16 protein-coding genes are annotated in these 25,275 nt (G+C 70.2%); 6 read left to right on the top strand and 10 right to left on the bottom strand.

The window, feature by feature from the left end; translation table 11 throughout:
- Window positions 1-133: 133 nt before the first annotated feature.
- Complete coding sequence (locus tag BMY74_RS06515; protein WP_245785940.1) at window positions 134-1,804, top strand: helix-turn-helix domain-containing protein; 1,671 nt, start codon at window positions 134-136, stop codon at window positions 1,802-1,804.
- Here the strand turns inward: BMY74_RS06515 and BMY74_RS06510 are convergent.
- Together BMY74_RS06510 and BMY74_RS06505 are read right to left on the bottom strand one after the other, a co-directional pair.
- A complete protein-coding gene (locus tag BMY74_RS06510) occupies window positions 1,766-3,397 on the bottom strand; it encodes a long-chain fatty acid--CoA ligase (RefSeq protein ID WP_089911150.1) in 1,632 nt (543 codons plus the stop codon). The two genes, BMY74_RS06515 and BMY74_RS06510, sit on opposite strands and share 39 nt — an antisense overlap.
- A gap of 80 nt (window positions 3,398-3,477) precedes the next feature.
- On the bottom strand, window positions 3,478-4,329 hold the full coding sequence (locus BMY74_RS06505; RefSeq protein WP_089911147.1) for a LysR family transcriptional regulator: 852 nt from the start codon (window positions 4,327-4,329) through the stop codon (window positions 3,478-3,480).
- A gap of 83 nt (window positions 4,330-4,412) precedes the next feature.
- Between BMY74_RS06505 and BMY74_RS06500 the strand changes: the two genes are divergently transcribed.
- From BMY74_RS06500 to BMY74_RS06490, 3 genes are all read left to right on the top strand, one after another.
- Window positions 4,413-5,273: an EamA family transporter gene (locus BMY74_RS06500; RefSeq protein ID WP_245785939.1), complete on the top strand. Its 861-nt coding sequence runs from the start codon at window positions 4,413-4,415 to the stop codon at window positions 5,271-5,273.
- A gap of 26 nt (window positions 5,274-5,299) precedes the next feature.
- Window positions 5,300-7,300, top strand: coding sequence for a neutral/alkaline ceramidase (locus tag BMY74_RS06495; RefSeq protein ID WP_089911144.1), 2,001 nt, complete (start codon window positions 5,300-5,302; stop codon window positions 7,298-7,300).
- 259 nt (window positions 7,301-7,559) lie between these two features.
- On the top strand, window positions 7,560-8,495 hold the full coding sequence (locus tag BMY74_RS06490) for an alpha/beta hydrolase (RefSeq protein WP_089911140.1): 936 nt from the start codon (window positions 7,560-7,562) through the stop codon (window positions 8,493-8,495).
- On the opposite strand, the gene BMY74_RS06485 is transcribed toward BMY74_RS06490, so the two are convergent.
- The 6 genes from BMY74_RS06485 to BMY74_RS06460 form a co-directional block, all read right to left on the bottom strand.
- A complete protein-coding gene (locus BMY74_RS06485; protein ID WP_218159536.1) occupies window positions 8,492-8,920 on the bottom strand; it encodes a hypothetical protein in 429 nt (142 codons plus the stop codon). The two genes, BMY74_RS06490 and BMY74_RS06485, sit on opposite strands and share 4 nt — an antisense overlap.
- 6 nt (window positions 8,921-8,926) lie before the next feature.
- Entirely contained in the window at window positions 8,927-9,778 is an 852-nt protein-coding gene (locus tag BMY74_RS06480; protein WP_089911137.1) for a universal stress protein, read from the bottom strand.
- A gap of 64 nt (window positions 9,779-9,842) precedes the next feature.
- Window positions 9,843-13,172, bottom strand: coding sequence for a CARDB domain-containing protein (locus BMY74_RS06475; protein WP_089911134.1), 3,330 nt, complete (start codon window positions 13,170-13,172; stop codon window positions 9,843-9,845).
- A gap of 25 nt (window positions 13,173-13,197) precedes the next feature.
- A complete protein-coding gene (locus BMY74_RS06470; RefSeq protein ID WP_089911131.1) occupies window positions 13,198-17,013 on the bottom strand; it encodes a galactose-binding domain-containing protein in 3,816 nt (1,271 codons plus the stop codon).
- Window positions 17,014-17,330: 317 nt separating this feature from the next.
- The gene (locus BMY74_RS06465; protein WP_089911121.1) at window positions 17,331-18,599 is read right to left on the bottom strand and encodes an alpha/beta hydrolase family protein; all 1,269 of its coding nucleotides are present in this window, start codon (window positions 18,597-18,599) and stop codon (window positions 17,331-17,333) included.
- 10 nt (window positions 18,600-18,609) lie between these two features.
- The gene (locus BMY74_RS06460) at window positions 18,610-21,690 is read right to left on the bottom strand and encodes a S8 family peptidase (RefSeq protein WP_089911116.1); all 3,081 of its coding nucleotides are present in this window, start codon (window positions 21,688-21,690) and stop codon (window positions 18,610-18,612) included.
- 104 nt (window positions 21,691-21,794) lie between these two features.
- On the opposite strand from BMY74_RS06460, the gene BMY74_RS06455 reads away from it, so the two are divergent.
- Window positions 21,795-22,385: a TetR/AcrR family transcriptional regulator gene (locus BMY74_RS06455; protein WP_245785938.1), complete on the top strand. Its 591-nt coding sequence runs from the start codon at window positions 21,795-21,797 to the stop codon at window positions 22,383-22,385.
- On the opposite strand, the gene BMY74_RS06450 is transcribed toward BMY74_RS06455, so the two are convergent.
- Window positions 22,375-23,619 carry a cytochrome P450 gene (locus BMY74_RS06450; protein ID WP_089911113.1) on the bottom strand — a complete coding sequence of 415 codons (1,245 nt, stop codon included), beginning with the start codon at window positions 23,617-23,619 and terminating at the stop codon, window positions 22,375-22,377. The two genes, BMY74_RS06455 and BMY74_RS06450, sit on opposite strands and share 11 nt — an antisense overlap.
- Before the next feature lie 486 nt (window positions 23,620-24,105).
- Entirely contained in the window at window positions 24,106-24,525 is a 420-nt protein-coding gene (locus BMY74_RS06445) for a VOC family protein (RefSeq protein WP_089911110.1), read from the bottom strand.
- Window positions 24,526-24,574: 49 nt separating this feature from the next.
- Between BMY74_RS06445 and BMY74_RS06440 the strand changes: the two genes are divergently transcribed.
- On the top strand, window positions 24,575-25,246 hold the full coding sequence (locus BMY74_RS06440; protein WP_089911107.1) for a GntR family transcriptional regulator: 672 nt from the start codon (window positions 24,575-24,577) through the stop codon (window positions 25,244-25,246).
- Window positions 25,247-25,275: the final 29 nt, after the last annotated feature.

Here is a 25,275-nt window from a genome sequence, read left to right as displayed (position 1 = left end):
TCGTCGATGAACCGGCAGGTGATGGCGGCCAACTCTAGGGCGGCGGCACCGTCTGGTTGAGGTCCGGATCACACACCGCTGCACCCAGTTCGGTGGGCCTTTCCTCCACCGGCTGATGGGTGAGAATGGCCGGGTGAGCATCGACCCGAACGAGTCGCACGAGCTCGTGCGACGGCAGCGCGAACTGGCGTCGCTGTACGCCACGGCCAAGTCGCTGACCGCCCTCGGTGAGCTCGACGCCGTGCTGCAGTCGATCGTCCGCCACGCCCATGACCTGATGGGCACAGACTTCACGTACCTCTCGCTGGTCTCGGACGGCAGGCTGTCGGCCAGGGCGGCGGAGGGGACGATCTCGGCGGCGTTCCTGAGCGCGACCATCCCGGCCGGGGTCGGCCTCGGCGGCAAGGTGCTCGCGACCCGGCGCCCGCAGTGGGTGCCGAACTACGCCGCCTCGACCCTCATCGACCACGACGCCGGCTTCGACCGCCTGGTCGGCACGGAGGACCTGGTCGCGCTCCTCGGCGTACCGCTGGTGATCCGCGACGAGGTGGTGGGCGCGCTGTTCGCCGCGTACCGCTCCGAACGGTCGTTCCACGCGGGCGAGATCGCGTTGCTCAGCGCGTTCGCCGACCACGCGGCGGTGGCCCTGGACAACGCCCGCCTGTACGAAGAGAGCCGCACGGCGTTGCGGGAACTGCGCAAGCACGTGGCCGTCGTGGAACGGGCGCAGGCGATCCACGAGACGCTGACGGGCGTGGTGCTGGAGGGCGGCACGCCGGACGACGTGGCCCAGCTCCTCGCCGGGCAGCTCGGCGGCACCGTCGTCGTGCTCGACAGGGCCGCCGGAACGCGCTCGGGCCGCGTCACGACGACGGTCGACGCCGACGGCACCGCGCACAGCGTGGCCCCGATCCGCGCGGGCGACAGCCACCTCGGCGCGTTGTCCTGGAGTCGGAAAGCGGTGCCGGAGCACGGGGTCTCGGACGACATGGACCTGCGCACCCTGGAGCGCGCGACGCACATCCTCGGGCTGCTGATCCTGAAGGAACGCGCGGTCGCGGACGCCAGCGAGCGGCTCAGCGGCGAGCTGCTGACCGAGCTGATGGTCGGCAGCCCCGGCATCAGCCCGTCCCAGCGCGCACGGGCGCAGGCCCGCCACATCAACGCCGACCGGCTGAACCTCGTCCTCGTCGCGGACTCGCCCGCGCTGACCTCGACCGAGCTCGCGCGGCACCTGCACGACATCGCGAGGGACCGCGCGGGACTGGCGGGCGAACACCTCGGCAGGGCCACGATGATCGTGCCCAGCACCGACGACGACAGAGCCGCCGACGAGGTCCATCGGCGCCTCCGGCGTGCGCTGGGCGGTCCCGTCGCCGTCGTGGGGGAACGGGTCACGGGCCACGACTGGGCGCGCGCGTTCTCCCTGGCGAGCCGGTGCGGCGCGGTCATGAAGGCGCTCGGGCACACCGACCGGGGCGTCACGACGAGCCGGTACGCCCTCTACGCGATGATCTTCGACGCCGACCGCGTCCGCGAGCTGGACCGGTTCCTCGACACCTCCGTGGGCCCGCTCGTCGAGTACGACCGGCGGCGCGGCACCGACCTCGTCGGCACGCTCGGCACCTACTACGACCACCGCGCGAACGTGGCGGCGACCGCACGCGCGTTGCACGTGCACGTCAACACGTTGCTCAAACGGCTGGACCGGGTCAGCGACGTTCTCGGTGCGGACTGGCGCACCGAGAACGACCTGGAGTTGCAGCTAGGTCTGCAGCTGTTCCGCCTGCGGGACCTGGGTTAGGTCGCGCAGCGAGCTCTTGGAGAGCTTGCCCGTGCCGGTCTTGGGCAACGCGCTGCGGAAGACGACCTCGTCGGGCAGCCACCACTTCGCGACCGCCGGCGTGATGTGCGCGAGCAGGTCGTCCCCGGTGGTGGCGCTGCCGTCGCGCAGGACGACGTAGGCGACGGGGCGTTCGCCCCACTTCGGGTCCGGGCGCGCGATCACGGCCACCTCGACGACGTCCGGGTGCGAGGTGATCGCGCTCTCCAGCTCGACCGAGGAGATCCACTCGCCACCGGACTTGATCAGGTCCTTCATCCGGTCGACCAGCCGGATGTAGCCGTCGGGGGCGATCGTGGCGAGGTCGCCGGTGCGCAGCCAGCCGTCGTCGGTGAAGCTGTCCACCGCGTCCACCTGGTAGTAGCCGCCCGCCACCCAGGGGCCTGCCACCTGCAGCTCGCCGATCGCCGTGCCGTCGCGCGGGAGTTCCTGGCCCGTCTCGACGTCGGCGATCCGCAGGGTCACCAGCGGCAGCGGCTGGCCCTGGGCCGCGCGCACCGCCGTCTGCTCGGCCGCGGTCGTGCCGTGGTGCTGGGTTCGGGTGCCGCCGATCGTCCCGACCGGACTGATCTCCGTCATGCCCCAGGAGTGCGTGATGGGGACGCCGATCGCGGCGCGGTAGGTCTCGGACAGCGCCGGGGCGATCACCGACCCTCCGCCGAGCAGGAACCGCGTGGCTCCCAGGTCGTGGAAGGCCAGCTGCGGCACCAGGCTCGTCCACACCGTCGGCACCGCACCGGCGACGGTGACCCGTTCGGTCTCCATCAGCGTCAGCAGGTGCGTCGGATCCGAGGACGGGCCGGGCAGGACGAGCGACGCGCCCGTCATCATCGCGCCGTAGGGGAGACCCCACGCGTTGGCGTGGAACATCGGCACGATCGGCATCACGACGTCGCTCTCGCACAGGCCGATGAACCCGGCGGCGAGCGTGCCCAGGCAGTGCAGGATCGTCGACCTGTGGCTGTACAGCACGCCTTTCGGGGGCCCGGTCGTGCCCGAGGTGTAGCAGAGCCCGGAGGCCAGGTTCTCGTCCGCGAGCGTGAACGAGTCCTCGAACGAGCCCGCGAACGGCTCGGCCGCCGCGACCAGGTCGTCGTAGTGCAGGACACGCGGGTCGTCGGGGATCGGCTCGCCGCTGTCGTCGGGAAGGACCACCCAGTGCCGGACCTCCGGCATCCGGCCGGCGCTCGGCCAGATCCGCGGCAGCAGCGCGCGGTCGACGAACACCACGTCGTCCTCGGCGTGGTTCACGATGTACTCGAGGTGCTCCGCCGAGAGCCGGATGTTGATGGAGTGCAGCACCCGCTTGGTGATCGGCACCGCGAGGTACAGCTCCAGGTGCCGCCGGGTGTTGGTCGCGAACGTGGCGACCCGCGCGCCGGCCGGGACGCCGAGGGTGTCGAGCGCGGTGGCGAGGCGCCGCGTCTGCTCGGCGACCTCGGCGTAGGTGACCCGCTCGCCGACCGTCACGACCTGCTTGTGCGCGTAGAGCCGCTCGGCCCGCTCCAGCACGTGCGCGAGGGTGAGCGGCCGGGGTTGCATCAGCCCGTCCATGACAGGTGACACTAAGTGAGCTGCGAGGCGGGCATGAGGGGTGAAACTTCCACTCATGTCCCTGTTATGGCAGCGACTTCTCACACCGCGCGATAGGCGTCGCACGCCAGCGTGATGAGGTCGGTCAGGTGTTGGGGCGGCTGGTCCTTCCACCACGCGAGCCACACCGCGATCGGCGGCGCGTCCACCACGGCCCGGTAGGCCACGCCGGGGCGCGGGTTGAGGCTCGCGGTGGCCTCGGAGGTCATGCCGACGGCCTGCCCCGCGGCGATCAGCGTCAGCCACTCGTCGACGCTGCCGGTGTTGCGCACGACGGCCGGCGCCTTGCCCGGCTGCCACAGGTCCAGGGTGGTGGTGCCGGTGCGGTCGTCCACGGCGAGGGAGTACCGGGCCAGGTCGGCGAGCTTGAGCGAACGCTTGCGCGCCAACGGGTTGTCCGTCGCTACGACGCCGTAACGGCGTTCGGTGCCGAGCAGTGCCGTCTCGAACCGCGAGTCGTCGAGGGCTTTGCGCACCACGGCGACGTCGGCGGTGCCCTCGGCGAGCCCGGCGGTCAACGAGTTCGACTGGACGAACACCAGCGGCAGGCCGGGGTGCCGGGCGGCCCAGGCCTTCTGCACGCGCCGGGTGTGCTTGCCGAGCGCCGCCCAGGCGTAGCCGATGCGCAGTTCGGTCTGCGACTCGGACGCGATCCGGTGCAGGTGCGCGACCTCGTCCAGCACCCGCCGCGCGCCCTCGAGGAGCTGGGCGCCGGTCGTGGTGAGGGAGACGTGCCGCGGTGAGCGCTGGAGCAGGCGCACGCCCAGGGTGGCTTCGAGGGCGGCGACCGAACGGGACACGGACGCCTGGGTGAGCCCGAGCGCGGTGGCGGCGTCGGTGAAGGTGCCGGCGTCCACCACCGCGACGAAAGCCCTCAGGTGCCGCAGGTCCATGACCCCGAATCTATACGCCGGACGTATCGTCGGCGCGGGCGATGCATTTCCCGTATCGCCTCCGCGACCGCAGGCTGGACGACATGAAGAGCCTCGGTGGGTTCGCCACGATGACCGCCAGCGCGGCCAGCAGCCAGCTCGGCGCGGCGGTGGGCGCGCACGCGTTCGCCACGATCGGTCCGGCCGGGGTCGTGGCCGTCCGCCAGTTCGTCGCCGCCGCCGTGTTGCTGCCGGTCGCCCGCCCGAACCCGCGCAGGTTCACGTGGGCGCAGTGGTGGCCGACGATCGCGCTCGGCGTGGTGTTCGCGACCATGAACCTCAGCCTCTACACGGCCGTCGACCGGATCGGACTCGGCCTCGCGGTCACCCTGGAGGTCCTCGGGCCGCTGTGCGTCGCGCTGGCCGCGTCGCGGACGAGGCTCGACTTCCTGTTCGTGCTGATCGCGGCCGCCGGTGTCTACGTGCTGGTGCTGCCGGGGCCGTCGAGCGACTGGCTCGGCATCGGCGCCGGACTGCTGGCCGCCGCGAGCTGGGCCGCGTACATCCTGCTCAACCGCCTGGTCGGGCAGCGGCTGCCCGGCTTGCAGGCCCCCGCGGCGGCGACCAGCGTGTCCGCGCTGCTCTACGTGCCGGTCGCGGTGTTCCTGATCGTCCAGGGGCACTTCAACGGCATGGCCGTCCTCTACGCGGTGGCGGCCGGCGTCTTCTGCAGCGTGGTGCCCTACGCGGCCGACGTGATCGTGCTGCGCAAGGTGCCCGCGCGGCTGTTCGGACTGGCGTGCAGCGCGCACCCGGTGCTCGCCGCCCTGGCCGGTCTCGTCCTGCTGGGGGAGACCCTGGAACTCCACCATTGGGCTGGAATCTTGCTCGTCGTCACCGCCAACGCACTCGCGGTGACTTGCTCTCAGTGGTCTGGATCACCTACCGTCGACCCTGAAATGTGAATCCAATTCACTTAGCGGGGTGTTCCATGCGGGCGAAAGTCTTGACGGTGGTCGCCGCACTCGTCGGTGCGGCGCTGGTCAGCGGACCGTTCGCCTGGGCGGAACCCGAGCCGTACCTCGTGGGCCGGGGCATCTCGGACGTCACCGGCCCGGCCGCCGAGAACGGCATGATGGGCTACTCGAAGTTCGACCAGAAGACGACGGGCATCCACCAGCGGCTGCGGTCACGGGCCTACGTCGTGGTCGACCGCGCCACGAACAAGCGCGTGGCGTACGTCAACGCCGACCTCGCGATGATCTTCCGCGCGGTGCAGGAAGGCGTGCTCGCCAAGCTCCAGGCCAAGTACGGCAGCACTTACACGCGCGACAACCTGCTGCTGTCCGCCACGCACACGCACAGCGGCCCCGGCGGCCAGTCGCACAACCTCGCCTACAACCTGTCGATCCTGGGCCTCCAGCCGCAGGCCCTGGCCGCCGTGGTCGACGGCATCACCGAGTCGGTCGTCGAGGCGCACGAGGACGTGAAGCCCGGTTCGATCAGCCTCGGCGTCGGCGAGCTCACGAACGCGTCGGTCAACCGCTCGCGCGTGGCGTTCGACCGCAACCCGGACAAGGGCTTCTTCCCGGCGGGCATCGACCCGCAGATGACCGTGCTGAAGTTCCGGCAGTCGGGCGAGGACGTCGGCGCGATCAGCTGGTTCGCCACGCACAACACGTCGATCACCAACGCCAACACGCTGATCAGCCCCGACAACAAGGGGTACGCGGCCTACCAGTGGGAGCACGACGACGAGGGCGTGCGCTACCTCGACGACACCGCGGGATTCGTGGCGGCGTTCCCGAACACCAACGCGGGCGACATGTCGCCGAACCTCAACCTGAAGCCCGGCTCCGGCCCCACCGAGAACGAGTTCGAGAACGCCCGCATCATCGGCGAGCGCCAGAACCGCAAGGCGCAGGAGATCTACCACGGCCCGCAGGCCGCGCTCTCCGGCGGCGTCGACTCGCGGATGCGGTTCGTGGACATGTCGGCCGTGCAGGTCGAGGGCCGCTTCACCGACACCGGCCAGCCCGGCACCACCTGCTCGGGCGTCGTCGGCGCGTCGACCATCGCGGGCAGCATCGAGGACGGCCCGGCGATCCCCGGCTTCTCCGAGGGCATGCAGTCGCCGTGGAAGAAGCTCTTCGAGCCGCTGCAGATGGAGGTCCCGCAGTGGCTGCGGGACTGCCAGTTCCCCAAGGCCTCCCTGGTGCCGACGGGCCTGATCGGCGCGACCCCGAACGTCGTGCCGCTGCAGATCGTCCGCATCGGACAGCTGCACCTCGTCGCCGTGCCCGGTGAGGTCACGATCACCGCGGGCCTGCGCATCCGCAAGGCGGTCGCGGCCGAGGCCGGTGTGCCCGTGCAGAACGTGCTGATCCAGGGTTACGCCAACGACTACAGCCAGTACGTCACCACGCCGGAGGAGTACGACTCCCAGCAGTACGAGGGCGGCTCGACGCTGTTCGGCCGCAACACCACGCCGGCGTACCAGCAGGAGTTCGGCAAGCTGGCCGCGTCGATGAAGGCGGGCACGACGTTGCCCGCGGGCCCCCTCCCCGGCAAGCCGCCGTTCACCGAGATCAACCTGCAGACCGGCGTCGTGCTCGACGACAAGCCCGCGGACAAGAAGTACGGCGACGTCTTGACGGCACCGAAGGCTTCTTATGCGCGCGGTGAGACCGTCACGTCCGTGTTCGTCACCGGGCACCCGAAGAACAACCTGCACCGCAACCACACGTTCCTGGAGGTGCAGCGGCAGGTGAACGGCCAGTGGGTGCGCGTTCACGACGACGGCGACTGGTCTACGCGCTACAAGTGGGAACGGGTCGGGATCGCGTTCTCCAACGCGACGATCACCTGGCAGATCCCGGCGGACACTCCGGCCGGCACCTACCGGATCGTGCACCACGGTGACGAGAAGAGCGGGTGGACCGGGAAGATCTCCGGGTTCACGGGGGCGACGGCGGGCTTCACGGTCGGCTGACACGCGGGCTCGCTGGAGCTTCTGCCGGTTGACAGGCCGGCCACGGCCGCCTTCTCCGTCAGCTGACACGCCCGCCATCGGCTCGGCTTGCACGCCTGCCACGGCCGCTCTGCCCTGAGTCCAGCACGCGCTCATCGACGGCCCTCGCCCGTTCGGGTGGGGGCCGTCGGTATTCCCGTCTCCGGTGAGGTCGTGGTTACGTTGTGCGCGATTTAATCGCGTACTAGCTTTATGGCATCCGATCCACGAAGGAGCAGCCATGAAGCGCCCAGTCCTCGAGCCCGCCGCCGCCGAGTTCGCCGCCGCCACCGCCCAGCCGCCGTTCCTGTTCGACCTCGCCCCCGAGGAGGGCCGCAAGGCCGTCGACGAGGTGCAGTCGGGTGAGATCGCGAAGCCCGAGGTCGACGAGCAGTGGGTGGAGCTCGACGGCTTCAAGGTCCGCGTGGTCAAGCCCCTCGGCGCGACCGGCGACCTCCCGGTGATCCTCTACATCCACGGCGCCGGCTGGGTCTTCGGCAACGCCCACACCCACGACCGCCTGGTCCGCGAACTGGCCGTCGGCGCCGGTGCGGCCGTCGTCTTCCCCGACTACTCGCTCTCGCCGGAGGCCCGCTACCCGGTCGCGATCAACCAGAACTACGCCACCGCGCAGTGGATCCAGACCGACGGCGCCTCCTACGGCCTGGACGCGTCGCGCGTGGCGGTCGCCGGTGACTCGGTCGGCGGCAACATGGCCGCGGCGCTCACGTTGCAGGCCAAGGAACGCGGCGACATCGCGTTGAAGGCCCAGGTGCTCTTCTACCCGGTCACCGACGCGTCCTTCGACACCGACTCGTACCTGCAGTTCGCCGAGGGCTACTTCCTGCGCCGCGACGGCATGCAGTGGTTCTGGGACCAGTACACGACGAACCCCGTCGAGCGCGCCGAGATCACCGCGTCCCCGCTGCGCGCCACGCTCGACCAGCTCGCGGGCCTGCCCCAGGCGCTCGTGATCACCGCCGAGGCCGACGTGCTGCGCGACGAGGGCGAGGCCTACGCCGACAAGCTGCGCTCCGCCGGGGTGCCCGTCACGGCCGTGCGGTACGCGGGCGCGATCCACGACTTCGTGATGCTCAACGCGTTGCGCGGCACGCACGCCGCCGAGGGCGCTATCAGCCAGGCCGTCGCGTTCCTCCGCAAGGCGCTGAACGACTAGACGCGAGATGTCCTGACGACGTGGAACGGCGTGCCCTGCTGGCACGTGGTCATCGCACCGGGATCAGGACGCCCGCTCACCTCCACCACGGCGCCGGCCACCGCGATCGCGGGGTCGGCGCCGAGCAGCAAGTACTGCTCACCGGGCGTGGACAGGAGGGTGCAGCCGGACTCGACCCCACCGGACACCGTGCCCCGCACCGTCGTCAGCGACGGGTCGAGCGCACGCGAGGGAGTGGGCAGCGTGGGCGGCGGTGGTGCCGACGTCGGCACCGGAACGCTGAGCGGGGCCGAACTCGGCGGCGACGCCACGGCCGCGGACGTCACCACGCTCAAAGGCGGCGCCGAAGCAGGCACCTGCGGTGGCGGAACCTGGCCGCACGAAGCCAAGACCAGGCACAGCAGCACGGCCGCTAACCCGCGCATCCGACGTCACCTCCGATGGACCACCGCGACCGGGCACGGCGCGTGGTGGAGCACAGCGTGGCTCACCGAACCCAGGATTGCACGCGTCACGGCTCCACGGCCGTGACTTCCCACCGCGACGAGAGCAGCGCCGTCGGCCGCATGGAGCAACGCGCGGGCGGGAGCGTCGAAGACGACCTCGTGCGACACGTGCACATCGGGCCACCGCGCGGCGTGGGGTGCCAGTTGTTCGTCCAGCAGCTTGGAGAGGTCCGCGCGGACGTGGTCGACGTCCGGCTCGGGCAGTTCGGCCCAGCCGGCGTCGTTGAAGGCGTGGAGGGCGTGCAGTTCGCGGCCGTGGCGGGCGGCGTGCTCGAAGGCGAACGCGATCGCGTCCGTCGAGGTGTCGGAGCCGTCGACGCCGACGACCACGCGGCCGTCGACCGGGCCGGAGCGCGTCACGATCACGGGACGGCCCGCCGTCGACACCAGCTCGACGGCGGTGGAACCGAGGAACATCTCGGCGATGCCGGTGCGGCCGGACGAGCCGAGCACCAGCAGGTCGCCGGGTTCGTCCGCGAGGACGTCGACCGGGCGGCCGATGCGCACGTGGGTGGCCACCTCGAGCGAAGGCCAGTCGCGCCTGATCTCCTCGGCCAGCTCGGCGAGGTGGTCCTCGGCGGCCTTGGACATCGTCTCCTCGGTGACGAACTCCGGCACCGGGACGGACATCGGCGTGAAGACCGGTTCGGGCAGGGGAGCGCGGACGGCGTGCACCACCTGAAGCGCGGCACCGCGGCGGGATGCTTCCTCGGCACCGAACCGCACAGCGCGCCTGGCCAGGTCGGAACCGTCGAACCCGACAACGACCGTGGACATTGAAACCACCTCCGACCGGGAGATACCCGATCGGAGGTGGTTTCAAAAGTGATCTAGATCCGGACTAGCCGATGACGAACTGCGATCCCGGCTCGATCGTGATGTCGCCGTCGCGCGAGTTGGTGATCGTGACGTTCGTCAGGCGCGCCGACCCGCGGGCCTGGGCCATCGCGAGGATGCCCGAGCCGTTGTTGGACCGGTCGATCCGGACGTTGCTGATCTGCACGTCCGGCATGCCGCTGCCGCCGCCCTTGAACTGGATCCCGTCGTAGGTCGAGTCGAGGATCTCGGTGTCGCGGATGACGACGCCGGGGATCGGCAGGTTCTGCGAGAACAGCGTGATGGCGCCGAACTCCTGCGCCTCACCCCAGAACGCGCCGCCCGTGCGGTACAGGGCGTTGTTGGCGAGCAACGTCGTCCCGCCGAACGGCAGCGGGTCGTGGTCGGTCGCCAGCATGATGCCCGGGTAGTTGGCGGTGTCGGAGATGATGTTGTTCTCCGCGCGGTTGTTCGACCCGCCGTAGATCGCGATCCCGTTGGCGCGCCAGGGGAGTGCGATCGTGTTGTTGAGGAACGCGTTGCCGCTGCCGGCGTCCAGGTTCTGGTCCTTCACGTACTTCGACGCCCACACGGCCAGCGCGTCGTCGCCCGTGGTGCGGAACGACGAGTTGAACACCGTGGAGTTGCGGGTGCCGTTGGTGAAGTTGATGCCGTCGGCGTAGGTGTCGCGGATGCGCATGCCGCTGAACTGCAGGCCGTCGCCGGGGTTCCAGCGGTCCGGCAGGTTGGTGTAGTCGCGGCCGACCCAGACACCGACGTTCGCGTGCTCGATCCACACGTTGGTGACCTTGGTGTTCTTGCCGAACCGGCCGTTGAGGCCGACGCCGCCCTCGGCGCCGCCGTCACCGCCGCGGATCCGGCCGGAGCCGAAGATCGCGATGTCGGAGATCTGCGTGTTGTCGTCGATGTCGAAGCCGAAGTTGCCCTCGTGCGGGTGGTTGATCGTGTCGGCGTCCTGCGGCTGGATCAGCGAGAACAGCTGCGAGCGCCACATGCCGGCGCCGCGGATCGTGACGTTGCGGATGCCGACCTGGTTGTCACCACCGCTGTTGAACACGGTGAGGATCTTCTTCTCCTGGCGGAACTTGCCCTCCGGGATCCAGACGCAGGGGATCTCGCCGTTCTGGTCGGCCGTCACGGCGCGCTGCAACGCGTCGGTGTCGTCCGTCTGGTCGTTCGCGGTGGCGCCGTACTGCGTGATCGAGACGCACTCGGACGGCTTCGAGGCGGCCGGGGCGACCTGCTCCAGGTCGATCAGGTCGATGACGTAGAACTGCGCGTTGTCACCGGAGTCGCGCTGGAGCTTGAACTTCGTGCCCGCCGGGTAGGAGTTCGCCAGCAACTGCGAGGTCTCGTCGAACAGCCTGCGGGCGTCGCCACCCGGACGGTTCGTGAGGCCCTCGGGGTCGTCGGTCGTGCCGTAGAGCCAGCTGTGGCGCGACGAGAACGTCAGCTTCTGCACGAACTGGTCGTTCGCGTAGAGGCTGATCGTCGCCTCCTGGCCACCGCCCGCGGCGGCGTCCGGGATCGAGTTGCGCACGACGATCGAGTTGGTGCTGACCGTCGAGGTGATCTCCACGAACTGGCCCTGCGCGTCGAGTCGCACCGACTTGCGGCCCGAGGACTCGGAGCCGAAGTTGGTGTGCCCGAACGTGCGCTTCGCGTCGGCCTGCAGCAGCGTGCCGTTGTGGCGGCCTGCTTCGGCCTCGTACGAGGTGAACGGCACCGAGGCGCCGCGTCCGACCACAACGGACTGGGTGGCGGTGTTGTTGTTCTCGTTGGTCTCCGCCACGACGTTGGTCGCGTCGGCGGTCGCGGTGGCCGTGGCGCCGCCGTTGGTGGCGGTCCAGGTGCCGACGTTGACCGTCACGGTCTGACCGGGGTTGATCGCTCCGGTGTTGGCGTTCAAGGTGCTGCCGCCGACCGAGACACGGGTCACCGAGGCGCCCGCAGCCGAGGTGCCGCGGTTGTTGACCGACACCGCGAACGTCACCTGCTGGCCTGCCGCCGGGGACGACGGGTTCGGCGTGACACCGGTGATCTGCAGGTCCGGTCCCGGCGCCTGGCCGACGACCAGGGGAGAGCCGGAGGTGAAGGTGTTGTTGCCCTCGTTGGTCTCCGCGACCTGGCCGGCCGGGTCCACGGTGGCCGCGGCCGCGTAGGAACCGGCACCCCGGCGACCCGCGTCGACCGTGACGGTGGCCGTGGCCCCGGCGGCGAGCGCGCCGACGGAGGCGGTGCCCGCGACGGTGCCGCCGAGCGTGGCGTTCAGCGTCGTCGCGCCGGACGCCACGGTGCCGCCGTTGCGCACGGTGGCGGTGAGCCTGATCGCGTCGGCCTCGGACGGGCTCGCCGGTGTCCACGTCAGGTTCGTGACGGTCAGGTCGGGCGCGGGAGCCGAGGCCCCGAACACCTGGAACTCGGCGACCTGGCCGCCGGGCGCGCCGGTGTTCGAGTAGAAGTGCAGCCGCACGTCGGACGCGCGACCGGTCACCGGCACGGTGACGGTGTTGCCGGTGGCCGGGTCGAACCGGTAGTCGGCGCGCGCCTTCAGGGTCGCGAACGCGGACGCGCCCGCCTCACGTCCGAGCACCTCGAAGTTCTGCGTGCGGGCGCCCCACGCGGAGTCGGGGTTGAGCTTCACGACGACCGAGGTGATGTCGGCGTTCGAGCCCAGCTTCGCGGTCAGGTGACCGGGCAGCCCGCTCGACTCCCAGTACGTGCCCACGTTGCCGTCCACGGCGTTGGCGGGCACGAAGTCGTGCACGTGCCCGGACTCCTCGACCGGCTTGCCGGCCGCCAGGTCGTCCCCGGCGGGCGGCGGGTCGACCGGCCCGGACTCGCCGTGCACCTCGAACTCGCTGAGCTGGCCCGCGGCCCAGCCGGAGTTCGCGGTGATCGTGACGCGCACGTACCGCGCGCTGGTGGCGGTGAAGTCCAGCGTCACCGTGTTGTTCGAGCCGGGGGAGAAGACCCGCGCGCCCGAACCGACGAGGTCGCTGAACTGCGATCCGTTCGCACTCCCTTGCACAGCAAGCGTTTGCGAGCGCTGCTCCCAGGTCGAGGGCAGGCGCAGCACGACCTTGCTGACGCTCCTCGACGAACCGAGGTCGGCCTGGAGCCACTGCGGGAACACGCCGTTCGTGCTCTCCCAGTAGCTGCCCTGGTTGCCGTCACCGGCGTTCCCGGCCCCGTACGGGCCGTTGCTGCTCGACGCGGTCAGGTTCGCGGACAGCCGGACGACCGCTGCTCCTGCCGCGGGTGTCAATCCGAACAGTGCGAGAGCGCTGACCACGGCAGCACTCACCGCACGCTTCATGAGCGTGGATTTCATGTACTTGTCCTTCGCGGCAGGGAAATCAGTTGATGTTGATCTTGAAGGTGGACGTCGTGTTCCTGATGTCCTGGAAGTTGTTGCTGAACCTCAGGCCGTTGAACGTGACCTCGCCGACGGCGGGCCCCTGGTTCGGTTCCGGCATCTCGTTGGCCCACAGGCCGAAACCGGACTTGGCGTCGAACGCGTCACCGGACTTGCGCGCACCCGAGATGCTCACGTTGGACAGCACCGTGTCCTGGAAGACGTTCTCGGCGGCACCGTTGTACTTGGTCTGGAACATGATCCCGCTGTACGTCGGATCGATGATCTCGACGTCGTTCACCCGGATCCCCGTGTACTTCTTGGACGCGGAGAACATCCAGATCGCGCCGAACGTCTGCGCGCCCCAGAAGTGGCCGCCGGAGCGGACCAGGGTGAGGCCGCTGAACGTCGTCGGCTCGGGCCCGAAGTCCTCCATCGGGTAACCGAAGTCGAGCGAGCTGATCGTCACGGCGGAGTAGGTGAGCGTGTCCGCGATGTAGATGTTGCGGAAGACGTTGTTCTTGCCGCCGTAGACCGCGAGGCCGGCCGCGCGCCACGGGGTCGTCACGCTCAGGTTCTCGAACAAGTTGTTCTGCTGGCCGGTGCCGCCGTTGTCGGTGGCGGCGAACAACGCGAACGCGTCGTCACCGGTCGACCGGGCCTCGATGTTGGCGACGCGGTTGCCCGACGACCCGTTCGTCATGTTCAGGCCGTCCGCGTACATGTTGCGGATGCGGCTGTCCTTGATGACGTTGTTGTCGACGTTGTTGCCCCAGAACAGGCACATCATGTGCTCGACCCAGATGTTCTCGATGGTCATGTTCTGGACACCGGCGAAGTCGAACACCTTGCCGGGGCCGTCGTTGCGCTGGGTGTAGTTGCCGAACACGGCGAAACCGCTGAACGTCGAGCCGCTCGCGGACGACTGGGCGGAGAAGCCGAGGTCGGTGTTCTCCTGCGTCTGCGGAGCCTGGAACCGGGTGAACCAGGGCCCGGCACCGATCACCTTGACGGGCTTGCCGTAGACGTTGAACTTCTGCTGCGTCTGGTACGTGCCCGCGGGAAGGTAGACGCCGACGAGGTTGCCGGTCGTGTCCATCCGGACGCGGTCGAGCGCGTTCTGCACGTCCTGGTGGGTGAACCCGGCGGGCACGGCATAGCGTGCGGCGTCGGGGTTTCCGGCGGCCTGCACCTGTTCGAAGTTCACGAAGTCGATCGCGTAGTTCGTGGTGTTGGCCGCGTCCTTCTGCAGCTTGATCTTCGTGCCCGCCGGGAACGTCGAGTTGAGCATCACGTTCGCCTCGTCGTAGATGTGGCGCGGCCCGCCCGACCCCGGGGAGTTGTTCGGGGACGCTTCGTTGCCGTAGAGCCACATGTACTTCGAAGTCAGGTCGATGGCCTTGTGGAACTGGCCGTTGACGTAGACGTTGAGGTTCGAGGTGATGCCACCGCCACCGGAGCTGTCCGGGATGGAGAACCGGGTGACGAGGGTGTTGGTCGGGCCGGACGTGGTGAACTCGACCGACTGACCGGTGCCGTTCAGCGTGACGGCACGGCGGCCGGACGCCTCGCCGGCGAGGTCGCCGATCGTCCTGTTCGGACTGAGGACCTGCGCACCGCCGCCGACGGTCGCGTCCTCGGCCTCGACGTGCTGCCACGGGACGCTGGCGCCGCGGCCGATGAACAGCGACTGCTCACTGGTGTTGTTGCCCTGCTTGGCGGGGATCTCGTTGCCGTCGTTGGCGACGACGGTCCGGACCGTGTAGCGGCCGTCGGCGGCGGTCCACGTGCCGAGGTTCACCGCGGCGGTCGTCGCGCCCGCGTTGATCGTGCCGTTGTGGCTGCCGGTCAGCGTGCGGACGGTCTGGCCGCTGCTGTTCAGGATCGTGACCGTGATGCCGTGGGCGCCGGACGCGGAGGCGGTGGTGCCCTGGTTCTTCAGCGCGACGCTGAACGTGGTGGTCTGGCCGTTGCCAGGGTTGCTGGGCGACCAGGACGGCACGGCGACCAGGTCCGAGCTCGGGACCGGCGTCACGACGAGCCGGTCGGGGTGGACGCGGGCGTTGTTGGACTCGTTCTGCTCCGCCACCTTCTTGGTCTCGTCGACCTTGGCGGTGTACTCGTACGAGCCCTCCGGGCGGGCGGAGATCGTCGTGCTGACGTTGGCCTGCGCACCGGCCGCGAGGGCGCCGACGTTCGCGGTGCCGACGGCCGTGGTGCCGAGGAAGAACGTCACGTCGGTCGCGGTGCTCGCCGCGGTGCCCGCGTTGCGGACGGTGGCGTTCAGCGTGATCTGGTCGGTCTCGACCGGGCTCGCCGGCGTGAACGACGTCGCGGTGACGGTGAGGTCGGGGTTCGGGGCAGGGGTGCCGAACACCTGGATCTCCGCCACCTGGGTGCCGGGCGCACCGGTGTTGGACGTGCCGCGCAACTGGAGGTCGGCGATCCGGCCGGAGGCGGTGATGGTGACGCTGTTGCCGGTCGCCGGGTCGAAGCGGTAGTCGCGGCCCGCGACGAGGCTCGTGAACCCGGTCGCGTTCTGCTCGCGGCCGAGGACCTCGATGTTCTGCGTGCGGGCGCCCCACGCGGAGTCGGGGTTGAGCTTGACCGCGACCGAGCCGACGTCCGCGTTCGATCCCAGTTGGACGGTCAGCGTGCCGGGGAACCCGTTGGACTCCCAGTAGGTCTGCACGTTGCCGTCGTTGGCGTTGGCCGCGACGAAGTTGTGGATGTTGTTGTTCGCCGTGACGGGCTTGCCCTGGGCCAGGTTCGTGCCGGTGGCGCCCTCGCGCGTCACGGTGTTGCTGGCGGGGGACTGGTTGCCGGCCGCGTCCTTGGCGATCACGTGGTAGCTGACGCGCAAGCCGTCGGGCTGGCTGTCGGTGTAGGTGGTGCCGGTGACCGTGGTGCGCAGCACGCCGTTGGCGTAGACGTCGTACGCGGTGACGCCGACGTTGTCGGTGCCGGCGTTCCAGGTCAGCCGGATCTGCCCGGACTGCGGCTGGGTGAAGGCGAGGTTCGACGGCGCCGACGGGGCCTGGGTGTCACCGCCCGTGGGGCCCTGCACCTCGAACTCGCTGATCTGGCCCGCCGGCCAGCCCGTGTTCGCGGTGATCCGCAGCCGGACGTACCGGGTGGTGGCCGCGGTGAAGTCGATCGCGACGGTGCTTCCACTCGCCGGGTTGAACTCGTACCCCCTGCTCGCCACCAGGTCCGTGAAGTTCTGGCCGTCCGTGCTGCCCTGGACCGAGAGCGTCTGGGTGCGCGTGCCCCAGCCTGCGGTCGGGAGCTTCAGCACGACCCGGTCGGCCTTCACCGCCGAGCCGAGATCGGCCTGGATCCACTGCGGGAACGCGTTGTTCGCGCTCTCCCAGTAGGTGCCCTGGTTGCCGTCGCCCGCGTTGCCGGGGCCGTAGTTCTGGCTGACGCTGCTCGCGCTGTAGGTGGCCTGCAACTGCGCGCTGACGGCCGCCTCGCGGACTTCGAGCTTGGCCGTGGTCTTGGTGGCGCGGACGTGCCGGACGAGCGTCGGGTCGACCTGGAAGGTCGCCTTGCCGTTCTTGAACTCGTGCGGTTGTTCCGCGACCAGCGTCGACCAGCCTCTGCCGTCGAGACTCGTCTGCACGGCGAAGGTTTCGGTGCCGGTGCGGGAGGACGTGAGCGTGACCTGGTCGATGCGGGTCTGCTTCGCGAGGTCGAGGCTGACCGGTGCCGCCTGGGCCGCGGGGGAGATCGTCAGGGTGGCCGCGACGGTGACCAGTGCCGTTATCGGGGCTAGCAGGGAGCGGCTGCGTGTCGTCAGTAACGAGGCATGCATGGCGGGCTTGGCCCTTCTCGGTGGGGACGCGAGGGGGTGTGGCGCGCCTCACCGTAGAAGTGTCCAGCAGATTACCGCAATATCTCGACGTGATTGCGCAAATTTGCGACATAGCCCTCTGAACAGGAAAGACGGAGGCTGCGACGAGTATCCGGCTGGTGTCCCAGGGTGCACAAGGGCGATCACCAGCGGCTGGACGGACCGGGTCGCCGTAGGTTCGGGTCCGAACTTGCCGGGAAAATTGTTTTGGTGGTCATGCGACTGCTTGCGCTGGTTTGCCTGAGGCTTGCGGGTGTTGCGTAAGGCTTGCGCAAGAGTCAGAGGGTGGCGAACAGCCTTCTGGTTCGGTTCAGCAGATCCAGCCTGTGCTCACGCCGCCGCAGCGAGTGCCCCTCGCCGGGGTAGACGACCAGTTCGGAGTGCGGGACGGCCCGGTGCAGGAGTTCGGCTTGCTCCACCGGCACGTTGGTGTCGTCCGCACCGTGCACGATCAACATCGGCGTGCTGATCCTGGACGCGTAGGTGAGCGGGCTGTGCTCCGCGCTGTCGCCTAGCGCCGCCTCGAACACGCCCCACTCGCCCGTGGCGATCAGCCGCGGCCAGTCGGAGATGCCCGCGCCGACCAGCGCCGCCCTGAACCTGTCCGTGCGGGTCGTCGCCCACGCGGCCATGAACCCGCCGTGGCTCCAGCCGGCGATGCCCAGCCTGTCCCCGTCCGCGACGCCCTGGCCGACGAGCAGGTCGATGCCCGCCTCGATGTCGAGCCACTCCTCCTGACCGACCCTCTTCGCCACCGCCGCGGCGAACTCGTGGCCGTGACCCTGCCCGCCTCTCGGGTTCGGCAGGAAGGTCGCGATGCCCTGGTGGGCGAACCACTGCGCGGACGGCACCCAGTGCAGCTGCAGGCTGTCCGTCCAGCGGTCGTAGGGGCCGCCGTGGACCACCGTGACGAGCGGGAACGGCCCGTCCTCCCTGGTCTTTCCAACGGGGAGCACGAGGAGGCCGTCGAGGTCCAGGCCGTCGTGCGCCCGGTAGTGGAGGCGTTCCTGCGTGCCCCACGGAATGCCGTCGAGGTCGTCGTAGCGGGGTGGGAGGTGGGAACCCCTGATCCGGGCGAGCAGGCCGCCCCCGAGCCGGTGGAACTCCGTGTCCAGGCCCGCCGCGACCACCACGACGGGTGCGTCGCCGTCGTCCTGCACGAGGTCGATCGGGCACGCCGGCATGCCCTCGGTCAGGTTGCGGTGCCGCTGGTCGAACACGGCGTTGCCGCCCTGCAGGTGCGGTGGGGTGAGCGCGAGGTAGCAGACCTCGTCGCCCCACCACACCGGCGAACCGGCGTCCGCGGGCGTGGCGCCCAGGTCGGTGATCCGGCCGTGGTCGACGACGTGCAGCGCGGGATTCAGCAGACCGGGGTCGATCTCCTGCGACGACCAGGTGATCACGGCCAGCCTGCCGTCGGGGTGCCGGGCGACTTCGGCGACGTGACGGCCGGGGACGTGCACGTCGGACGGAGGCTTCTCGGTGGGCGGCGGCGGACGGTGGCCGACGACGATCTCGTCGGTCAGCTGTCGCACCGCCGCCCCCATGGTCCCCAGGCTAGCGGAGCAGGTACGCGTCGATGATCGTCTGCTCCGCGGTCTGACCGCTGCCGGACGCCTTGGCGCGCAGGGACACCGACTTCGCGTCCCTCGGGTGTGCGAGCAGGACCCGGTTGGCTGTGATCGGCGTGTGCTTCCACGTCGTGCCGCCGTCGTAGGAGACCTCGACGGACGTGACGCGGACCGAGTCCACCTGGGACTGCGTGGAGATCGGCACAGACAGCAGCCGGCCCGCGCGGGCGAAGCCCTCGTCGTCCAGTTGCGGTGTGAAGCGGATGACGGACAGCGGCAGTGCGGTCCGTTCCGGCGTGGTGCCGCTGCGGAACGTCCAGACCCCGGACACCTTGCTGCTCAACGCGTTCGCACGGCTCGCGGACGTCTCGACGCGGTAGTCCGCGGTGCCCGGCTGGACGTCGAGCGCCGCCCAGCCCGCCTCGGCCGTCTCGACCGCCTTCACGCCGTCGCGGTACACCGTCGTCTTCGCCTCGGTCACGGGGCCGTAGCCCTCGTTGCCCGCGCTGTCGCCGTACAGCGGCACGGTGACGCGGACGAAGTCGCCGGTGCGGAACGAGTGCGGCACGTCCCGCGTCGGCGGGAGCGCCGGGCCGAACACCGCGCGGTTGAACGGTTCCACGTAGGAGCGGCCCGGCTTGTAGTGCCGCAGCGGGGTGACGAGCGCGCCGACGTTGCCGGTCTCGTCGAAGAGGTTGAACCGGCGCGACCAGTCACCGCCCTCGCCGCCGTAGTACTCGGTGCGCTGGCCCGCGACGAAGTTGTCGAGCGAGCCGTAGGTCCAGTCGGCACGGCCCTCGGGTGAGGAGGTGTGGCCGATCGAGGCGCTCTGGCCCGGCTTGAGGGCCGGCATGTCGACCTTGACGGTCGCGAGGTCCCGCTTCAGGACCGTCTTCGCCAGGCCGTTCGGCGCGGATCCCTTCTGGTACCAGGCGAGTCCGTAGAAGTCGGTGCCCGCGGTCCAGAAGGTCGCGATCTTGCCGGTGACCTCCTCCGACTCGGGACCGATGCTCGCGACACCGAGGTGGCCGATCGAGCCGCCGACGGAGAAGTTGCCGATGGTGTAGCTCGTGCCGTTGACGACGCGTTCGAAACCGGTCTGCAGCAACGAGAGCTGCGCGCTCACCGGCAGCGTCACCTCGACCGGCTTGGCCTGGCGGGCGTCGAGGGTGATCGTCGTCGGCCCGGAGACCGTCAGGTTCGGGTAGTTGATGACGTCGTGGGTGTAGGGACCGCTTCCGGACGACAGCACGCTGCCGGTGAGGATGTAGCGGCCCTTGGCCACGCGGGCCAGACCGGTCGTGCTGTTCGGCCAGACGCGGGCGCCCGTGTCCACGTTGGTCAGGCTGGCGAACGTGGAGGTCGTCGTCGCTCCGGATCGCTGGACGCCGGTGACCGTGACGTCGTAGCTCTCCACCTCCAGGTCGGCCACGACGGCCGTGCGCAGGCCGCTCGCCACGACCGAACCGCCGAACACGCCGCCCGCGGGCTGCTGGGCGAGGTCCGCGGTGACGGTCGCCTTCGCGGTGCCGCCCGCCGGGACCGTGAGCGTGGCGGGGGAGACGCTGAACAGCGTGCCGGTGGTGTCCGTCGACAGGTCGAGCGTGACCGGCTCGGAACCGGCGTTGGAGTAGGTGATCTCCTTCGTCAGCGGGGTCTCGCCGGTGTGCGGCCACTGGTGCGAGCCGAAGCTGAGGTTGGTCGGGCTCGACGTCACGTTCTGCCTGATCAGCTTGGCGACGTCGACGCGACCCGAACCCTGTTCGAACGGCGTGAGGTTCGCGGTGGGCGTGGTGGTACCGGTGAGCCGCGCCTTGAGGGCGGCGCCGTCCAGTTCGGGGTGCTGCTGGCGCAGCAGGGCCGCCGCGCCCGCGACGTGCGGCGTGGCCATCGAGGTGCCGTCGAGCGAGGTGTAGCCCTCGGCGACCGGCGGGCCGATGCGCCCGGCGGAGTGCAGCGCGGCGACGATGCCGACGCCGGGCGCGGTGAGGTCGGGCTTGAGCGTGCCCGCCTGCGTCGGGCCGCGGCTCGAGAACTCGGCGATCTTGTCGTCGTGGTCCACGGCGCCGACGGTCAGCGCCGCGTCCGCCGAGCCGGGCGAACCGACCGTGCGCGCGTTCGGGCCGCTGTTGCCGGCCGCGACGACGAACAACGTGCCCTTCTCGGCGCTGAGGCGGTTCACGGCCTCTTCGAGGGGTTCGACGGCGGGCGTGTCGTACCCGCCGAGGCTCATGTTGATGATCTGGGCGCCCTGCTCGACCGCCCACTCCATGCCGGCGATGATGCCGCTGTCCTGGCCGGAACCGTTGTCGCCCAGCACCTTCACGTCGAGGATCTGCGCGTCGGGTGCCACACCGCGGTACTTGCCACCGCTCTTCGCGCCCGTGCCCGCGACGATCGACGCCACGTGCGTGCCGTGGCCGTAGCGGTCGACGTTGTCCGGCGAGCTCGTGAAGTTGCGCTCCCCGATCTCGCGGTCCGCCAGGTCCGGGTGGGTGTTGTCGACGCCCGTGTCGAGGACGGCGACCGTGACGCCCTTGCCGGTGAAGCCCGCCTCGTAGGCGGCCGGGGCGTTGATCTGGACGACGCTGCGGTCGAGGTTCGCCTTGCGCCTGGCGTCGAGCCAGATCTTCTCGGCGCTCGAAGTGGCGAGGGTGCCCACGAGCGGCGTCTTGGCCGCGTCGAACGCCACACCGTTGATGCTGCGCAGCTGGAGGCCGGACTGCGCGCTGACGGTGCCCTCGGGGTAGGTGGCGATCACCGGCAGCGCGCCGTCGTAGGTGGCGAGCTCGGTGACGTCGAAGAGGCGCTCGTCGAGGCGGCCGTCCGCGATCAGCGGGATGGCGTCGTGCGGCACCACGTACTCGTGGCCCTGCACGGTGTAGGTGGAGAACAGGACCCCCTCGCGGCCGGGGGCCGGCTTGACCGCGCGCTGCCCGGTGAGCACCTGGTCACCGGTGATCAGCGTGACGGTCGGCGCCTGCGCGGCCGGTCTCGGGGGAGAGGCTTGGGCCTGGCCGGCGGTGAGCAGGGCGCCCGCCAGGACGACGACTCCGAGTAAGCGCACCCGGTCCTCCGTGAGTTCGTGAGAGCGTTCTCACGGACCGTAGTGAGGGGCTCACCCGGGTGACAAGGTCTACACCAATTTTCGGTACGCTTTACTCTTCGTCCGTGACGGGCCTGCGTGAACGCAAGAAGGCGGCGACCAGGGAAGCGCTGGGTGACGCCGCCTGGAGTCTGTGCGTGGAGCACGGCCTCGACCGGGTGACGGTGGAGCAGATCGCGCGGGCGGCCGGGGTGTCGCTGCGGACGTTCTTCAACTACTACTCGTCGAAGGAGGAGGCGGTCGTCGCCGGGGACACGGCCACTGCGCTGGCGTTCGTGGAGGAGTTCGCCGCGCGGCCGCCGGACGAACCGGTGCTGGTCGCGCTGCGCGAGGCGCTGCACTCGATCTACCCGCGCCACGTCGACCTGGACCGCCTCCGCCAGCTGCGCGAACTGCGCCGCCACCCGGCCCTGCTGCCCCACGTGTTCGCCGCCTACTCCGCCCGTGAGCAGGCCCTGACGGCGGCGATCGCGGTGCGCTGCGGCGTCGACCCCCTCGTCGACCCCTATCCGGCGGTGACGGCGTCGACGATCCTCGCGTCGATGCGCGCGGTGGTGCAGTGGTGGCTCGACACCCCGCAGGCCACCGAGCGGTACACGGCCGCCGAGCTGGTCGGCAGGATGATCGACCAGCTCGGCGCCGGGTTCACCAGGTGACGGGGAGCGAGTGCACGCCGTAGATCGACATGTCGGTCCGCAGCGGCACCTCGTCCGCGGGCACGGCGAGCTTCAGCGTCGGCAGGCGCCGCAGCAGCTCGGTGAAGCCGACCGCCATCTCGACGCGAGCGAGCTGCTGGCCGAGGCACTGGTGGATGCCGTGCCCGAACGCCACGTGGTGCCCGCGCGGCCGGTCGACCCGCAGCTCGTGCGGGTCGTCGTACTGGCTGTCGTCGCGGTTGACCGCCGGCACCGACACCACGACCGTCTCGCCGGCCCGGATCGTGACGCCGCCGATCTCGACGTCCTCCTTCGCATGCCGCGAGACGCCCGAGCTGATGATGGACAGGTAGCGCAGCAGCTCCTCGACCGCGTTGTCGATCAACTCCGGGTCGTCGTGCAGCCTCGCCCACTGGTCGGGGTGCTCCAGCAGCGCGAAGGTGCCGAGCGCCAGCATGTTCGCCGTCGTCTCGTGCCCCGCGATCAGCAGCAGGTTCGCGATGCCGACGAGCTCGTCCTCGTTGAGGTCGGTGTCCCGCACGAGCCCCGAGAGGAGGTCGTTGCCGGGGTTCTCCTGCTTGGCGCGCACCAGCTTCTGCATGAACCGGCGCATCGCGAGGTTGTTCTTGATCTGCTCGTCCACCGTGGTGTGCAGGCTCAGCAGCTTGGCCGTGCGCTGCTGGAACTCGTCCCGGTCCCCGTAGTCGACGCCCAGCAGCTCGCAGATGACCAGGGACGGCACCGGCAACGCGAAGTCGTGCACCAGATCCGCGGGCGCGCCCTTCGCGATCATCGCGTCGAGGGCCTCGGTGACGATCTCGTGGATGCGCGGCGTGAGGTCCCGCATCCGCCGCACGGTGAACTGCCCGGTCAGCAGCCGGCGGAAGCGCGTGTGCCGGGGCGCGTCCATGAAGATGAACGACCCGGCCTGCCGCTCCGGCGGGAACATCTCCGCGTGCAGCTCGGGGGAGATCAACGCCCTGGCGCGGGGACTGTTGATCCGGTCCGAGCTCATCTGCGGCGCCGCCAGCACCGCCCGCGCCTCGTCGTGCCCGGTGACGAGCCAGACGGTGTCGCCGTTGTGCTCGATCCGGTGGATCCGCCCCTGCCCGCTCAGCTCGGTCAGCCCGGCGGCCGGGTCGAACGGGCAGCCGGCGCGCTTCTCGATGAGTTCGGCGGGCAGCTGGGGACGGATGAGCTCCGCCGCGTTGCGCTGGCGCTCGGCCGTGGTCATGGCCTTCTCCCTGTCTGACCCGGTGTGACCGGGTCGTGGCTCGGCGTCACCTCCACGCTACTCAAACTTGCGCGTTGTGCAAGATTTTTAGGGCGTCTTTAGGGATGGGTGGGTTGCCGGGCTGTGGGTGGTGGGGAGTCGGGAGAGTGGACGGCGGGAGGGCGGAAGTCGGGGGAGGCGAGCGTGAGCGCGGGTGGCGAGCGCGGGTGGTGCGGGTGTCGTGAGCGTCGGGGTGGTGTGGGCGACGTGCGGCGTTGGCGGGTCTGGGGGCTGGGGTGCGGGCGGGGCGGGCCTTGTGGCGGCGCGCCGGAGTGGGTGGGGCCAAGGCCGCTCCGCGACGGCGGACGCTGAGGGGCGGCGGCTGTGGCAGGCCTGCCGGATCTGCCACTTCGAGGCCGCCACCTCAGACCTGCCGCCGCAGAGCCTTCGCCGCCGCGGGCCTCTTGAGCGGCCCCTGAGGCGGCGCCTCCGGGAGGCGCCGCCGAGTCAGACCGCGAACACCTGCGCGTCGTCCGCGAAAGCCTTGAACTCCAGCGCGTTGCCCGCCGGGTCCAGCAGGAACATCGTCCACTGCTCGCCCGGCTCCCCCTTGAACCGCACGTAAGGCTCGATGACGAACTTCGTGCCGGCGGCCTTCAGCTTGTCGGCGAGCACCTGGAACTCGTCGACGGTCAGCACCAGGCCGAAGTGGGGGACGGGCACGTCGTGGCCGTCGACCGGGTTGCTGACGCGCTCCGCCTTCGGCGGGGCGAGGTGGGTGACGAACTGGTGGCCGTGCAGGTTCCAGTCGATCCACGTGTCGGAGCTGCGGCCCTGTTCGAGGCCGAGGGTCTCGCCGTAGAAGCGGCGGGCGGCGGCGAGATCGTCGACGGGCATAGCGAGGTGGAAGCGTGGGATGTTCGGCATGTAGGAATGTTAACATTCGGACAAGATGTCACTTGTTAACATCGCTCACATGACGGTGGGGCCGGCACGGCGGCGAGGGTTGGGCAGCGAGGTCGCGGACATGATCCGCGAGGCGATCTTCGACGGCCGTTACCCGCCGGGCAGTGCCTTGCGCGAGGTGGAGCTGGCCGAGGCGCTCGAGGTGTCGCGCGGGCCGGTCCGGGACGCGCTGCGGTCGCTGGCGGGCGAAGGGCTGGTGCGCGCCGAGTGGCACCGTGGGGCCACGGTGGCCGTCTTGTCGTTGCAGGACGTTGCCGAGCTGGACAGTCTGCGGGGTGCGCTCGAGGTGCTCGCGGTGCAGCGCGTTGTGGCCACGGGGGCCTCGATGGAGGACATTGCGGCTGCCGCGGCGGCGATGGAGCGTGCTGCGACGCCGCACGAGATGGTGCGGTGCGACATCGCGTTCCACGACGCCGTGTACGCCGCCGCCGGGCATTCGCGGCTGGTGCAGGCGTGGGAGGCGATCCGGTCGCAGGTGCACCTGTTCCTGATCACGCGGGTCGAGGTGAGCACGGACGGCTACCTGGAGCAGATCCGCGACGAGCACCGGGACCTGGTGGCGGCACTGCGGCTGGGCAACGTGGAGGGTGCGCTGAAGCTGTTCGCGGAGCACCGCGCGCACGCCTTCGAGCTCCTCACGTCCGGGCGGTCACCGCACGAACCCGCTGACCCGGACCGGTGACGGCGGCCGCGCGAGACAGTCCACAAGCG

It is taken from the genome of Lentzea albida (genome assembly GCF_900111005.1).
Classification (GTDB): domain Bacteria; phylum Actinomycetota; class Actinomycetes; order Mycobacteriales; family Pseudonocardiaceae; genus Lentzea; species Lentzea albida.
The sequence above is the reverse complement of the archived record's forward strand: the minus strand, read 5'-3'. Positions and strand labels throughout refer to the sequence as shown.

Bases quoted from the DNA above. Each gene is read 5' to 3' on its own strand.
- BMY74_RS06510 (WP_089911150.1), bottom strand. From the start codon at position 3,397: ATGGACGGGCTGATGCAACCCCGGCCGCTCACCCTCGCGCACGTGCTG.
- BMY74_RS06505 (WP_089911147.1), bottom strand. From the start codon at position 4,329: ATGGACCTGCGGCACCTGAGGGCTTTCGTCGCGGTGGTGGACGCCGGC.
- BMY74_RS06500 (WP_245785939.1), top strand. From the start codon at position 4,413: ATGAAGAGCCTCGGTGGGTTCGCCACGATGACCGCCAGCGCGGCCAGC.
- BMY74_RS06495 (WP_089911144.1), top strand. From the start codon at position 5,300: ATGCGGGCGAAAGTCTTGACGGTGGTCGCCGCACTCGTCGGTGCGGCG.
- BMY74_RS06490 (WP_089911140.1), top strand. From the start codon at position 7,560: ATGAAGCGCCCAGTCCTCGAGCCCGCCGCCGCCGAGTTCGCCGCCGCC.
- BMY74_RS06485 (WP_218159536.1), bottom strand. From the start codon at position 8,920: ATGCGCGGGTTAGCGGCCGTGCTGCTGTGCCTGGTCTTGGCTTCGTGC.
- BMY74_RS06480 (WP_089911137.1), bottom strand. From the start codon at position 9,778: ATGTCCACGGTCGTTGTCGGGTTCGACGGTTCCGACCTGGCCAGGCGC.
- BMY74_RS06475 (WP_089911134.1), bottom strand. From the start codon at position 13,172: ATGAAATCCACGCTCATGAAGCGTGCGGTGAGTGCTGCCGTGGTCAGC.
- BMY74_RS06470 (WP_089911131.1), bottom strand. From the start codon at position 17,013: ATGCATGCCTCGTTACTGACGACACGCAGCCGCTCCCTGCTAGCCCCG.
- BMY74_RS06465 (WP_089911121.1), bottom strand. From the start codon at position 18,599: ATGGGGGCGGCGGTGCGACAGCTGACCGACGAGATCGTCGTCGGCCAC.
- BMY74_RS06450 (WP_089911113.1), bottom strand. From the start codon at position 23,619: ATGACCACGGCCGAGCGCCAGCGCAACGCGGCGGAGCTCATCCGTCCC.
- BMY74_RS06445 (WP_089911110.1), bottom strand. From the start codon at position 24,525: ATGCCGAACATCCCACGCTTCCACCTCGCTATGCCCGTCGACGATCTC.
- BMY74_RS06440 (WP_089911107.1), top strand. From the start codon at position 24,575: ATGACGGTGGGGCCGGCACGGCGGCGAGGGTTGGGCAGCGAGGTCGCG.